This is a genomic window from Hahella chejuensis KCTC 2396 (genome assembly GCF_000012985.1).
Classification (GTDB): Bacteria; Pseudomonadota; Gammaproteobacteria; order Pseudomonadales; family Oleiphilaceae; genus Hahella; species Hahella chejuensis.
Genome location: NC_007645.1, coordinates 6020614 through 6035000 on the forward strand (window position 1 = coordinate 6020614; position 14387 = coordinate 6035000).

Consider the following 14387-nt stretch of genomic DNA (forward strand, 5'->3'; position numbering starts at 1 on the left):
ATGCTGGAGCTTTTATCCAAGGTCGAACATTATACACGAAAAGACTAATGAACGTCTTTCCAATATTCTCTATTGAGGAGGTATGCGGGCACGAACAGAATCACCAGGAACAAAAGCACGTACGGAGCAATCTCTTCACTCTCCAGCCTTGAGGGCTCGCCCACATAAGCCAGGAAGTTGACCATGTCGCGAATCGCAGCATCATACTCTTGCGGCTCCATGCTGCCCGTTGTAGCGAATGACTTACAACCCGGCGCGCCCACTACAACTCCACTCAACGGATCAATACCTGCCTTGCCGCCCAACTCCGGTTTCTCCGCACACAACCCCTGCAGATCAACCAGAACATGAGGCATACCAACGTCTTTAAATACAACGTTGTTTACCCCCCAAGGCCTGGACTCGTCCTTGTAAAAGCCGCGCAAATAACTATACAACCAGTCAGGACCGCGCAGCCTTGAAACCAGCGTCAAATCTGGCGGCGGAGCGCCGAACCAGCCTTGCGCCATGGACGGAGCCATAGCAATATCCATCAGCTGCCCAATCTTCGCATCGCCGAAGATCAGATTCTCTTCGTAAAGGTTGTGCGGAATACCAATGTCATCCGCTACACGCTCATAACGGGAATACTTTAAGGAGTGGCAGCCCATACAGTAGTTAGTAAACATCGCAGCGCCTCTTTGCAGAGAGGGCTTATCGCGAATATCGACATCTACGTGATCTAAATGAACATCTCCACCGCCAGCCGCATGTGCAAGAGACGTCACGCACGAGAGAAGCAGAACTTTGAGTATGCTTTTCATTAGTGAGTCACCCTCTCTGGTACAGGTTTAGTCTTTTCTGCTCTGGTATACCAAGGCATCAATAGGAAGTATGCGAAATATAAGCCTGTACATAGAGGAGCAAGCCAACTCGGCTGCTCATTAGCTGGCAAGACTCCACAAACCCCCAAAATCACGAAGCTGACGACAAGCACTAAAAGGGCAATTTTGCTCATCGCTCCCTTATAACGAATAGACTTCACAGGACTGCGATCCAACCAAGGCAACACAAACAGAATTGCTATTGCAGCCCCCATAACGACAACGCCCCAGAACTTCGCGTCCACACCGAATAGCGGATACGTGATTGCACGAAGCATCGCGTAGAAAGGCGTGAAGTACCATACAGGCGCAATATGCTCAGGAGTTTTCAGCGGATTTGCCGGTTCGAAGTTAGGCTTCTCAAGGAAGTAGCCATTCATTTCAGGGAAGTAGAACACTACTACGCAGAATACGAATAGGAAAACAATCAACGCGACGATGTCATGCACCGTATAGTAGGGGTGGAAAGGAATTCCATCTTTAGGAATACCGTTTTCATCCTTGTTCTTTTTAATCTCAACGCCGTCTGGGTTATTCGAACCCACTTCATGAAGCGCCAAAATATGCAGCACCACCAAGCCAAGCAGTACAATTGGTAAAGCGATGACATGCAGAGCAAAGAACCGGTTAAGAGTAATACCCGATATTAGATAGTCGCCACGAATCCATTGAGCCAAGTCTTCGCCCACATAAGGTATGGCGCCAAACAGAGAAACGATAACCTGCGCACCCCAGTATGACATCTGCCCCCAAGGCAGCAAGTAACCCAAGAACGCTTCCGCCATCAGGCACAGATAGATGGTCATGCCGAATATCCAAACTAGCTCACGGGGCTTTTTATAAGAACCGTACAAGAGCCCTCGGAACATATGCAGATAAACGACGACAAAGAAGGCGGAGGCGCCAGTCGAATGCATTAATCGAATCAGCCAGCCGAACTCAACGTCGCGCATAATGTACTCTACTGAAGCAAACGCGCCTTCAGCAGAGGGGTTATAGCTCATTGTCAACCAAATGCCCGTAAGCAACTGATTAATTAGAACAACCAAAGACAAAGAGCCAAAGAAATACCATACGTTAAAGTTTTTAGGCGCATAGTACTTGCTCATATGCTTTTCGAAGGCATCGACGACTGGCAGGCGATCGTCGATCCACTGGATAAGCTTCTGCATTATGCGTTCTCCTTGTCTTCACCTACGATGAGGTTCACGTCATCAACATACATGTGGGGAGGCACTTCAAGATTCTTAGGAGCAGGGACATCTTTGAAGACCCTTCCCGCCAAGTCGAACTTGCTACCATGACAAGGACAGTAAAAACCGCCAACGGTTTCATCGGGTATCACCTCTGGCAGGAACTTTGGTGAGCAGCCCAGATGCGTACAGATTCCAACCAGTATGACGTATTCATCTTTGATGGAGCGGTGAGGGTTTTGAGCGTATGCGGGTTGCTGCGGCTTTTCAGATTGCGGATCCTGCAATTGCTCCGCAATCGAATCCAAGCCTTTGAGCATTTCCGGCGTTCTCCGCACGACCCAAACAGGTTTGCCCCGCCATTCAACGGTCATCTGTTGGCCAGGTTCAATCTTACTGATATTGACCTTAACAGGCGCTCCAGCGGCTTTTGCTTTAGCGCTTGGGTTCCAGGAAGCGACAAAAGGCACGGCCGCGCCGATGGCGCCGATACCTCCAACGACCGAGGTTGCTCCCACCAGAAAACGACGGCGGCTCTTATTCACGTCGTCTTTCGTCATACTAGGTTTCTCCCATCAGGCAGCAATTTGAGGCCAAAATCAGGCCATTATGCTCTTATTTCTTCAGGCGTAAAATCCGGCTGACATACTAATTAAAATGCCTTATCGATACAAGGACGACGCACGTGCGGCGAGGCCTTGTCTCAACAATATTGATCCAAGTTAAATATCTGTCGGGCGGCTTTGACCCATTTTCAGCGGAAACAAAAAAGCCCGGATTACCGGGCTTTTTATTGAAAGCGTAATGATTAACGCTTGGAGAATTGCGGACGCTTACGCGCTTTACGCAGACCCACTTTCTTACGTTCAACTTCACGAGCGTCGCGAGTAACGTAACCGGCCTTACGCAGCGGAGAGCGATTCGCTTCATCATATTGAATCAGCGCACGAGTGATGCCGTGACGAATTGCGCCTGCCTGGCCAGAAGGACCGCCGCCTTTAACAGTAACAAATACATCAAAATTGCCAATAGAGCCCAACAACTCCAGAGGCTGACGTACGACCATACGCGCAGTTTCACGACCAAAGTATGAATCCAGATCAGTCTGGTTCACAGTAATTTTTCCGCTACCGGGTCTCAGGAAGACGCGAGCAGTCGAAGTTTTACGACGACCTGTACCATAGTATTGAGTAACAGACATATCCACCTTCCTTAAATTTTCAGTTCAATCGGTTGCTGAGCGGTATGCGGGTGTTCAGCCGAAGCGTATACCTTGAGCTTTTTCAGCATCGCACGACCTAAAGGATTGCGCGGCATCATGCCTTTAACAGCTGTTTCGATAACACGCTCAGGAGCATGTTGGATCAGCTTATCAAAAGACATCTCTTTCAAACCGCCAGGATAGCCTGTGTGGCGATAGTACATTTTGTCTTGAGCCTTGTTGCCGGTAACACGCACTTTTTCCGCGTTAACTACAACGATGTAATCCCCAGTGTCAACGTGAGGGGTATATTCCGCTTTGTGCTTGCCCCTCAAGCGACGGGCGATTTCAGTAGAAAGACGTCCAAGCGTCTTGTCGGTCGCGTCTATAACATACCAGTCACGCTTTACGGTTTCTGGCTTAGCGCTGATCGTTTTCATTTAAATCCCGCCTTACTCTTAAATTCTCGGCTGATTAATCCAAATAAAACGCACGCTGCGCCTTCCCTTCGGGGGAAGTTACAACGACGTTCTGACTTTTCGGAACTCGGGCTTCGGGGCTTCGCCAAAGTTCCTAACTATATTGCAAATCCGGGCGCAGGATTATATTGCACTTCCTGCTCAATTGCTACTCTAAATCCAATTAATTACGCGGCCCACAAAGTTAAGGCTTCGATTCAAAGCCTGGGAGGTCAAATGTATCGATAGTGTTTTGAAGAATCGTGTCGGATATCCGTTCGGGCGCCTCTTCTCTCAAGGCGCACAGCACATTAAATACCTGGGGAATCATCTCTGGGGAATTACGCCGCCCCTGTCGACCACACAATGGCATATCCGGAGCGTCCGTCTCTAACAGAAGGGACTCCAACGGAAGTCTGGAAATCGCCTTTCTGGTTTTTTGCGCCCGGTCATAGGTGATGACGCCGCCAACCCCTAATTTGAGCCCCAGTTTTACAAACTGCACCCCCTCTTCATAGCTTCCCGAAAAGGCGTGCACAACCCCACACTTAACGCCAGATTCTTTAACCCGCTTCGCAAGCTGACTATGAGTTTTTCTGGAGTGAAGAATCACGGGAAGATCTAACGCTTTCGCCATCCTCAGCTGCTCACTCAAAAAATACAGCTGCACGTCAAAATCAATATCCGCCGTCGCATCCAGCCCACACTCCCCCACAGCTGAGACATCCGCTCGTTGTTCGCGCAACTGGTTATCCAGCTCATCCAGATGAAGTTCTAAGTGCTCGTGTAGATAAAGAGGATGAATACCCAGCGCGAAATTAAGCTCGTCAAAGCTCTTAGCCAACTGAGATATGCGAGTCCAATTTTGAATGCCTACCGAGGGCGCAATGATACGCCTTACACCCAACCCCCAGGCATTACGCAACACATCTTCCCTGTCGTCATCGAAGTCGGGAAAATCAAAGTGGCAATGGCTATCAATAAAAATCGCCATCGCCAACTCCCTTAATGTTCCCGCGTCTTCCGGAACTGAACATCCGGGTAGCGCTCAATGGCGAGCTGCAAATTAACATTCGTCGGCGCAAGATAGGTTAAGTTATCACCACCATCGAGAGATAAGTTCTCAGACACCTTCCGCTTGAACTCTTCCAGCTTTTTCGGATCTTTTGCATCAACCCAACGGGCCGTGGAAACATTTACCGGCTCGTACACGGCCTCCACCTTATATTCAGACTTGAGGCGATGCACCACTACGTCAAACTGCAGCATGCCCACAGCCCCAACAATCAAGTCGTTGTTATTGAGCGGACGAAACACTTGCACCGCGCCTTCTTCCGACAACTGAATCAAGCCTTTCTGAAGCTGTTTGGATTTCAGAGGGTCCTTGAGGCGAATACGGCGGAACAGCTCCGGCGCAAAGTTAGGGATGCCGCTAAATTTAAGCTCCTCTCCTTCACTGAAGGTATCGCCAATCTGAATGGTGCCATGGTTATGCAAGCCAATGATGTCGCCCGCAAACGCTTCCTCCGCTCTGGCTCGATCTCCCGCCATGAATGTCAGCGCGTCCGCAATACGAATATCTTTACCCAAACGCACATGCTTTATCTTCATGCCCTGTTCGTAACGTCCTGAGCAGACTCTCAAGAAAGCGATACGGTCACGATGAAGCGGGTCCATATTCGCCTGTATCTTGAATACAAAGCCGGAAAACTTTTCATCTTCCGCTTCAACCATGCGCTTGTCCGTTTCTCTGGGTTGAGGAGATGGCGCCCACGCAACCAAACCATCCAGCATATGATCAACGCCAAAGTTGCCTAACGCCGTACCAAAGAATACTGGAGTCAACTCGCCAGCCAAAAAGGCCTGATGATCAAACTCATGAGATGCGCCTTGCAATAACTCGATTTCGCCTCGTAAATTCTCCGCATCTGAACCAAGCACCTGATCCAGTTCGGGGTTATCCAGGCCTTTAATAGTGCGCCCATCTTGAAGGGTATGCCCCTTCCCAGTTTGGTACAAAATGACTTCATCCCGCAGAAGGTGGTATACGCCTTTGAACCCCTTACCCATTCCGATAGGCCACGAAATAGGCGCGCATTTAATTTTCAGAACATCCTCGACTTCATCCAACAACTCCATTGGATCTCGAATATCACGGTCAAGTTTGTTCATGAAAGTAATGATTGGCGTATCGCGCAACCGCGTAACTTCCATTAGCTTGATGGTGCGCTCCTCAACGCCTTTTGCGCTGTCTATAACCATCAAACAGGAGTCAACCGCAGTCAAAGTACGATAGGTGTCTTCAGAAAAGTCTTCGTGACCGGGCGTATCAAGCAGGTTTACCAAAGAGTCGTCATAAGGGAACTGCATAACGGAAGTGGTTACGGAGATGCCCCGCTCTTTTTCCATTTCCATCCAGTCGGATTTCGCAAATTGGCCAGACTTTTTACCTTTTACTGTACCGGCTTTCTGCAGCGCACCGCCATGTAAAAGCACTTTCTCAGTAATGGTGGTTTTACCCGCATCAGGATGCGAGATAATGGCGAATGTACGACGGCGTTTGATTTCTTCACGAAGTCCCATGACAAACCTTGAACATCTGGCGAATTGAGGGCGAACATTATAGCGCCGCAAACAGAGTGTCAAAAGCTATTGATAGCGACTGGAATCAAAGGTTCTAAGCACATCAGGAAAATACACCATCATGCCTGTCGCCAACATCCCGTTAATCACACCCTCTGGCAAAGCTATCAAAGGGAGATAAGCGAGCATTAAAGAATGATCCTGACTCCACTCGCCATCTCCGAGCCAACAAACCGTCATACCAAACAAGACGCTAGCGACTATCGACAGCCCACCGCCCAAGAAACCATTCACCAGAGGATAAGCAAAGAACAACTTTCCACCAGACTTCCTTTCCACATCAACAACCCACTTGGTCACCATGACAGGAATAAATACTCCCCCTATAAAATTCAAAGGGATAAGTAACCAAGGAGTAGCGCCCTGAAGCGCAAGCAGCGATAGTCCGATAACGCCGGCAAGCATCGCCAACTCCCAATCCAGTATCAGGGTTAGCGCACTTAGAAGGAGAAAATGAAGAGAAACGCCAAAGTCGACATCTATTCTGATACGCCAAAACAGCCCCAGGGCCAACGCACAACCCCAGAAAATATGCTGCAACCTAGAGTCTCGCCGCAGAAAAACATGACAGCGCCTAACCCACAGCAGAGCAATACAGACAAGCATCGCTCCCCACAACCCAAGCTCTACAGCTAAAGGCAGCGAATCAGCGCGCAGATATTCCACGACTCACTCTTCGCGCCCCAACTTCATCGACATCACGATGGCGTCTTCGCGACCATCGGAGGAGGGATAATAGGCCTTTCGATAGCCAATTTCATTAAAGCCCAATTTTCTGTACAAATGCACGGCTGCAGTGTTGCTAGCACGCACCTCTAAAAACAGTTCCGCCATATTTTGCGTACGAAAGCGCTCCAGCAAAAACGCCATGAAGGACAACCCCATGCCGTTCCCTTGTAAATCGCGCGCGACACATAGATTAAGCAAGTGCGCTTCGTCTATAACCATAGATGTCACCGCATGCCCAACCAACTCATCTTTATACATAGCGACCCAGCATTCAGAGACCCCCGTCAGACACTCTTTAAAAACGCCTTCAGTCCAAGGGTGAGAATAAGCGCCACGCTCATTAATTAAGACTAAGGGTAAGTCCGCTTCGGTCATTAATCTGAAAGCTAGGCCGGATTTTTGATCAATCATTTGAGTACAGATACTGACGAAGCCTACGCCACACAAGTTTTTTGATAGATGGGTTCTGAAGCATTTCATCTAGAGACGGCAATTGCAGAAGTCTATCCCCTCTCCACATAGGGTCCAAACCGCCCAAAGTTGCTACAATTTCAGCCTCACAGAATAGGATGCAATGCTTCAGGCCATTCGGGTCCGACCATCGCGCGAGAAGTTTAGCCAGCATCGCGTCGTCCTGCATAGGCAGCCCTTTGCGTTCAAATGGCGGCCAGGAGAAGAGGCCATACGTATCTTTCCATTGCTCACCCAAGCCAATCGCCAACGCGATATTAGCCAGAAGCTGGCCACTGGAGGACTCAGGGCTAATCTCCATCTCCCCCTTAGACAACGCCAACATACCAATGTCGCCTCCCTTTATGCTCATCGCGCGCAGCTTATCGATAGTTGCTGGGGACGGGTTTACCGGTACTGGTTTTAATCTCTTCTCCTGCTCCAGGAATTTTTTCTGTTTTACTTGCTCCGGCTGGGCGATTGCGGACATCGTTTGACGAAGAGCCGCAGCCTGTTGAGCGCTCTTTAATGATGGCTCTCTTGGCGGACTGGGCTTACCTTCGCCTCGTTCCACAGCTGGGCCACCTGACGCCTCAGATGTTTCATCGAATTCAAACAGAGTGGAGGGAGCAGCATTTGACAGTGGACGACGCGCATACCACACTGCAACTCCCATTTCGGTTAGATATGTCTGTCTGTCGTTTTCGTACAATAAGTTCATAACATTATGCGCAGGAAGGAATCACACTTCACTCTGCGGATGCTGCTTCCTTTTATCTGAAGAAATTAGATTCAAGGCATTTACATAAGCCTTTGCTGACGCAATCACAATGTCGGTGTCAGCACCGACGCCATTAACAATCCTGCCCCCACGCTCCAAGCGAACAGTCACCTCTCCTTGTGAATCAGTTCCGCTGGTTATGTTGTTCACCGAATATAACTGCAAGTTCGAGCCGGAAGAGGCTATTCCTTCTATCGCCCGATAAGTCGCATCGACTGGACCTCCGCCTTCAGCAGAAGCCGTTTTCTCATCACCATTTATCATCAAAGTGACTTTCGCAACAGGTGTAACGCCAGTTTCACTGCAAACTGACATACAGACCAATTTATAAATTTCGTCATCTTCGGACAGCTCTACCGCGCTAACCAAGGCCTGCAAATCTTCATCGAAAATTTCGTGCTTCTTATCCGCCAAATCTTTGAAACGAGCAAAAGCTTCATTAAGCGCAGTCTCTGAATCAAACTCATAGCCGAGCTCATGCAACCTGGTGCGAAAGGCGTTACGGCCGGAGTGTTTACCCAACACCAGACTATTGGTGCGCCAACCTACATCCTGCGCCTGCATGATTTCATAGGTCTCCCTATGTTTAAGCACGCCATCCTGATGGATACCAGACTCATGTGCGAAAGCGTTGGCGCCGACTATCGCCTTATTGGGTTGCACAGGGAACCCTGTAATTGTCGATACCAGACGAGAAGTTGGCACTATGAACTGTGTGTCCAAGCGGGTTTCCACGGCAAACAGATCTTTTCGGGTTCTCACCGCCATAACAATCTCTTCTAGCGCCGCATTCCCCGCCCTCTCACCCAGCCCGTTAATAGTGCATTCCACCTGACGAGCGCCGCTCATCACCGCCGCAAGAGAGTTCGCTACGGCTAACCCCAGATCATTGTGACAGTGTACGGAGAATATTGCTTTATCTGCGTTGGGAACCCTTTCCAATAGAGTATGAATAGTTTCGCCAAACTGCTGCGGTATCGCATAGCCTACTGTATCAGGGATATTGATTGTTCTCGCGCCGGCAGCTATAGCCGCCTCTATAATTCTACAGAGAAAATCTATTTCTGAGCGCCCCGCATCCTCGCAAGAGAACTCGACATCATCTGTATACATCCTGGCGCGTTTAACTGCTCTGACCGCCTGCTCCACAACTTGATCAGGCTGCATCTGCAACTTGTACTTCATGTGGATTGGGGAAGTGGCTATGAACGTATGAATACGAGCGAATTTGGCTGGCTTCAACGCCTCAGCAGCGCGCTCTATATCCTTATCTAATGCTCTCGCCAAACTACATACCGTGGTTTCGCTGACAGCCTCAGCAATCGCTTTAACGGCCTCAAAGTCTCCAGGGCTGGCAATAGCGAAACCTGCTTCAATGACGTCCACCTTCATTTTTTCCAGCGCCTTGGCGATACGCAACTTCTCATTCTTCGTCATGGAGGCCCCAGGGCTCTGCTCTCCATCTCGCAAGGTCGTATCAAATATCACCAAATGCCCACTGCTCATCGCGACTCTCCCACTTCTTTTTTAAAGGCTTCCGCCACTGTCGAAAAAGTATTATACGCCCAGACATAAACACGACTAACTAGTATGTCATAAGAATCCCAATATGAGCCGCCCCCGATCTATGCCTGTAGGCGCTGCAGGAAAGAAACCCCTACCGTTCAAAGACTTTACACTTTATCAGCGCTTCCTATTGCCCCACCCTTATAATAAATAGGAATAAAAATTACCTAAAAATGCAGAGTATCTTGAAAAATCTGCTTTATAAAATCAAATCCGAATATTATGACCTAGTCCAACCCTCTTTTCCTGCCATATAGAAATAAGCCTTTAAGAATAACCCGTCATAGATTCACCGAGAATACTTCTATTTTTCATGTCCAATGGATTTACATCTGTTTGAAAACCAAACATCAAGAAGGTGAACAGTAAGTCATTATTATAATTAACATTTAAATAAATATGGCTAGTTTTATGCTTATTGGGACATTGAGTCAATTCTAAACACTTCATTTATTAACAAGCTCACTAACTACAATCGACATCAGGAGATAACAATGAAACGATTGGCGTGTTCTTTTGCGCTAACAGCGCTATTGCCACTTTCGGCAATGGCGGACTCTATTTCCCCTTCTTCCTACTCTGCAACATTGGGCGTAGGCGAAAGCGTAACTATTACCAAGACCGTGACCATTGATGCAGAAGCCACCACTTCCAAAGTAGACGTATTCTTCCTGATGGACGAAACCGGAAGCATGGGAAGTGATATCGCTGCGGTAAAAGCAGCGGCAAGCTCAATATTGAGTAGCGCAGCAGGCTTTGGAGACATTAATTTTGGAGTTGGCGGCTACCGTGATATAAGCGACGCCTTTACCTACCGCACACTCACTGATATGACTGCTGACGCTTCTGCGACACAAGCAGCCATTAATAATTGGGAGGCATTTGGGGGGTATGACCGCCCCGAGGCAAATATCTACGCACTTGAGCAAGTAGCAAACACTGTTTCATGGCGCCCAGATGCTGAACGCATCCTTCTGTGGTTCGGTGACGCGACAGGCCACGACCCATCTCTAGGCTCAACCGAAGCTAGCGCCACTGCCGCCCTCCAAGCGGCGAGCATTCAAGTGGAAGCAATTGACGTAGCTTCAAGCTGCCGAGTAGGTTACTGCCTTGATGGCGCCGGCCAGGCGAGCCGTATCACCGCAGCAACTGGCGGCACCTATCACTCAGGCATTGACACATCCTCACTCGTAGACACAATTAATGCGGCAATTTCCGACGCCATTTCCACGTACACCGAAGTAGCGCTTGATATTTCCGAGGCTCCTCCTGGCATGGTGTCTGTATCTCCGGGCGTATATACAGGCTCATTCTCTCGTGACGCCGCAGCTACTTACGAGTTTGAGGTCACCTTTACTGGCACCACTCCAGGAACTCACGACTTTGATATCTATGCCACCGTTGACGGCGGCCGAGTCGCCACAGAAAAAGACCACATTGTTGTGGCCTCAGTAGTTCCAGAGCCTACTAGCTTGGCGCTAATGGGACTTGGCTTAGCAGGTCTGTTGGCTCGCCGTAGAAAAAGCTAAGTTACACTGTAAAGAAGGGCGTTATATATCGCCCTTTTACTTCAATGTATTCAGCTAGTTTTACACGGACAACCTGTTCCGCCCAACACAGGCTTCTTGCAGATTTAGCCCCTCTCCTCCAACCTAATGTGAACCTCTTGATCAAACCATTGCTGGTTACTAGCCCACCTCTAATTAACGCCATTCATAGTCAGAGTTTCCAGTCGGATATGCTCAACCATTAACCTGGGATCGATATAGGCATTCTATGCCGCATATTTGATGCTTGGGTGATTAAAGTATTTTTTCACCCTCGCAGGTTTCTTTTGCAACATACATATATGTGATCGGATTTTCTTTTTTGAGATCCCCTTTCTTTCGCGCCAGCTTACCGCTGTGAACTCCCGCTTTTAAGTCACGAATTCAAGTGTTCGTCCGGGTTCAATTCCGGGGAATAGGCGGGTAAATAGAATACTTCAATATGGTCCCGGTTCTCCTCAAGCCAGGCTTTCACCACCTTGGAGTGATGGACTCTCAGATTGTCCAGTATCAGGAAGACCTTGCGTCTGGCGTCTTTGATCAGCCGCTTCATGAACCCTGTCAACCGGTCCGCGTCCATCGTTCCATCATAGATTTGAAACCTCACTTTGCCCTGGTTGCTGATCGCCGAGATCATATTGACCGACTCCCGCCTGGCGTTCAGGCGAATCACCGGCGTTTTCCCTTGGGGCGCATAGCCCCGCCCATGCTGGGCGTCGCTTCGCAGCCCTGTCTCGTCTCCCCAATAGATCTCAGCCCCTTCCGCCTTGGCTCGTCCCTTGATGACCGGGTAGTCCTCCTTCAGCCACTTCTCGACTAGAGACGGGTTTTGCTCATACGCTTTTTTCGCCGGTTTCTGTGGCGTGAAACCCCAGGCGGCCAGATAATTGCCGACCGTTCGGATCGCCAGCTGTTCTTCCGTCTCCTGCGCAATGAGCTGCTGCACCGCCTTACGGGTCCAAAGCGCATACTCCAGCTTGAGCTGATCCGGGCTGTTATCGGTAATCAAAAGCCTGATCCGGTTCTCCTGGGTTAGCGTCAGTCGCTGTCCTGAACCGGGCTCTCGTCCGCGGGGCTTTGACTTAATCCCGCTAAACCCGTGCGCTTCATAAGCTCTGATCCATTTCCCCACCGTCAGGTTATGGACGCCGACCTTATCGGCTATTTCATGATAGCTGTATCCCTGCTTGCGCAGTCGCACGGCTTGTTTTCTTTTTTCTTCCTGCGCGGCGGCAGGTAATGAGCGAGCATCATCTATAATCATGCGGGCATTGTATCATGCTTATATCGGCACAGTGTTATTAATATGGCAATGATATTGGCATGTTACGGCGTTTGTCCAGATTTAGCTCACAGAACACCCGAGATACGCTCTTATGACTCCAGCCGGCCCCAATGTCGAAGAATAGTGAACAGCTTGCTGAATCCATGAGCAGGACAGCGCCCATACGCTTCCTGCTGTTTGGCGTTCTCCTGCTCATTGCACCGTAGATCTGGCTACGGAATCGCCGGGGTCAAAAACGCAACAGGGCATTCCTAAACTGGCACGGTCGTTGTTGAGCACAATCCACCATCTCACGTCTGAGTGCCAGCTATACAGCCTTTCCAGAGCATCTTTTATTCAATGCTCCAGACTAAGTCCCGCGTACATGGGTTTGAGACAACAATTCCCTTCACCAAGCACTTTATTGGTTGAATCCAAGTTTGAGCCGCTTGATACCACAAACCTCCATATATCCATCCTTTGACTTCCAGTTGTAATAGGTAGCGCCAGAAACTCCATTCTCACGACAGACTCGGCTACCGGCTTCCTCTGGTATATGGGGAGTTAGATAAGGACGAGGAAGGAAGGGTAGCGCACGTCCTCGCCCATCGCTTGACAGACCTGACGCCGCATCTCGAAGAGCTGGAATCGCGCTCGAGGGACTTTCACTGAGCGTTGAAGGAAGGTTGTCTTAGGGGGATGGGGATAGATGATCCAGCACAGCTGGTGTTCTTTTGACATAAAAAAAACCCGTCACGGGGACGGGTTCTTCGTATTAAGAGCCTGACGACGACCTACTCTTGCATGGGAATCCACACTACCATCGGCGCTGGACTGTTTCACTTCTGAGTTCGGAATGGGATCAGGTGGTTCCAGTCCGCTATGATCATCAGGCAAAACCGTTAAGCTTTGTCTTAGTTCTAGCTTGTCTAGTTGGCGCTTGGTCAGAAGACCTTTAACTTGGATAAGCAGTTATACTCAATCAATACCGGTAAATTACTTCGGTGTTATATGGTCAAGCCTCTCGGGCAATTAGTACTGGTTAGCTCAACGCCTCGCAGCGCTTACACACCCAGCCTATCAACCTCGTGGTCTACAAGGGCCCTTTAGGAGGATCAAGTCCTCAGGGAGATCTTATCTTGAAGGGGGCTTCCCGCTTAGATGCTTTCAGCGGTTATCCCGTCCGAACGTAGCTACCGGGCAATGCGATTGGCATCACAACCCGAACACCAGCGGTTCGTTCACTCCGGTCCTCTCGTACTAGGAGCAACTCTCCTCAAATCTCCAACGTCCACGGCAGATAGGGACCGAACTGTCTCACGACGTTCTAAACCCAGCTCGCGTACCACTTTAAATGGCGAACAGCCATACCCTTGGGACCGGCTTCAGCCCCAGGATGTGATGAGCCGACATCGAGGTGCCAAACACCGCCGTCGATGTGAACTCTTGGGCGGTATCAGCCTGTTATCCCCGGAGTACCTTTTATCCGTTGAGCGATGGCCCTTCCATACAGAACCACCGGATCACTAAGACCTACTTTCGTACCTGCTCGACGTGTTTGTCTCGCAGTTAAGCGCGCTTTTGCCTTTACACTAACCGTACGATGTCCGACCGTACTTAGCGCACCTTCGTGCTCCTCCGTTACTCTTTTGGAGGAGACCGCCCCAGTCAAACTACCCACCACACAGTGTC

General features: G+C 49.5%; 12 protein-coding genes, 2 rRNA genes and 2 pseudogenes (1 of these 16 running past the window's edge). 1 reads left to right on the forward strand and 15 read right to left on the reverse strand.

What is annotated here, in order from left to right:
• Nucleotides 1-44 precede the first annotated feature (44 nt).
• The 11 genes from HCH_RS26480 to HCH_RS26530 form a co-directional block, all read right to left on the reverse strand.
• A complete protein-coding gene (locus tag HCH_RS26480; RefSeq protein WP_011399607.1) occupies nt 45-803 on the reverse strand; it encodes a cytochrome c1 in 759 nt (252 codons plus the stop codon).
• Nucleotides 803-2035 (reverse strand): cytochrome b, encoded by a 1233-nt coding sequence (locus HCH_RS26485; RefSeq protein ID WP_011399608.1) that lies wholly within the window; start codon nt 2033-2035, stop codon nt 803-805. The genes HCH_RS26480 and HCH_RS26485 overlap by 1 nt, the downstream gene beginning before the upstream one ends.
• A complete protein-coding gene (petA, locus tag HCH_RS26490; protein WP_011399609.1) occupies nt 2035-2616 on the reverse strand; it encodes a ubiquinol-cytochrome c reductase iron-sulfur subunit in 582 nt (193 codons plus the stop codon). The genes HCH_RS26485 and petA overlap by 1 nt, the downstream gene beginning before the upstream one ends.
• Nucleotides 2617-2864: 248 nt before the next feature.
• The gene (rpsI, locus tag HCH_RS26495; protein WP_011399610.1) at nt 2865-3257 is read right to left on the reverse strand and encodes a 30S ribosomal protein S9; all 393 of its coding nucleotides are present in this window, start codon (nt 3255-3257) and stop codon (nt 2865-2867) included.
• A gap of 11 nt (nt 3258-3268) precedes the next feature.
• The gene (gene rplM, locus HCH_RS26500) at nt 3269-3697 is read right to left on the reverse strand and encodes a 50S ribosomal protein L13 (protein ID WP_011399611.1); all 429 of its coding nucleotides are present in this window, start codon (nt 3695-3697) and stop codon (nt 3269-3271) included.
• A 223-nt stretch (nt 3698-3920) separates the two neighbouring features.
• Nucleotides 3921-4709, reverse strand: a complete 789-nt coding sequence (locus HCH_RS26505) for a TatD family hydrolase (RefSeq protein WP_011399612.1) — start codon at nt 4707-4709, stop codon at nt 3921-3923.
• Nucleotides 4710-4720: 11 nt separating this feature from the next.
• Entirely contained in the window at nt 4721-6298 is a 1578-nt protein-coding gene (gene prfC / locus HCH_RS26510) for a peptide chain release factor 3 (protein WP_011399613.1), read from the reverse strand.
• Between the two features lie 66 nt (nt 6299-6364).
• A complete protein-coding gene (locus HCH_RS26515; protein WP_041598951.1) occupies nt 6365-7024 on the reverse strand; it encodes an energy-coupling factor ABC transporter permease in 660 nt (219 codons plus the stop codon).
• Between the two features lie 3 nt (nt 7025-7027).
• Complete coding sequence (gene rimI / locus HCH_RS26520) at nt 7028-7498, reverse strand: ribosomal protein S18-alanine N-acetyltransferase (protein WP_202945277.1); 471 nt, start codon at nt 7496-7498, stop codon at nt 7028-7030.
• Nucleotides 7491-8258, reverse strand: a complete 768-nt coding sequence (locus HCH_RS26525) for a hypothetical protein (protein WP_011399616.1) — start codon at nt 8256-8258, stop codon at nt 7491-7493. Before HCH_RS26525 ends, rimI begins: the two co-directional genes overlap by 8 nt.
• 21 nt (nt 8259-8279) lie before the next feature.
• Nucleotides 8280-9824 (reverse strand): 2-isopropylmalate synthase, encoded by a 1545-nt coding sequence (locus HCH_RS26530; RefSeq protein WP_011399617.1) that lies wholly within the window; start codon nt 9822-9824, stop codon nt 8280-8282.
• A 554-nt stretch (nt 9825-10378) separates the two neighbouring features.
• Here HCH_RS26530 and HCH_RS32760 point away from each other — a divergent pair.
• Nucleotides 10379-11413, forward strand: a complete 1035-nt coding sequence (locus HCH_RS32760) for a PEP-CTERM sorting domain-containing protein (protein ID WP_011399618.1) — start codon at nt 10379-10381, stop codon at nt 11411-11413.
• Between the two features lie 245 nt (nt 11414-11658).
• On the opposite strand, the pseudogene HCH_RS26540 reads toward HCH_RS32760, so the two are convergent.
• The 4 genes and pseudogenes from HCH_RS26540 to HCH_RS26550 all read right to left on the reverse strand — a co-directional run.
• Nucleotides 11659-12695 (reverse strand): annotated as a pseudogene (locus HCH_RS26540) (IS630 family transposase).
• Nucleotides 12696-13134: 439 nt separating this feature from the next.
• Nucleotides 13135-13227, reverse strand: a pseudogene (locus HCH_RS35275) (transposase); the annotation flags it as partial.
• A 249-nt stretch (nt 13228-13476) separates the two neighbouring features.
• A 5S ribosomal RNA gene (gene rrf, locus HCH_RS26545) occupies nt 13477-13589 on the reverse strand.
• A 117-nt stretch (nt 13590-13706) separates the two neighbouring features.
• Nucleotides 13707-14387: ribosomal RNA gene (locus tag HCH_RS26550) — 23S ribosomal RNA — on the reverse strand; it runs 2210 nt beyond the window's last position.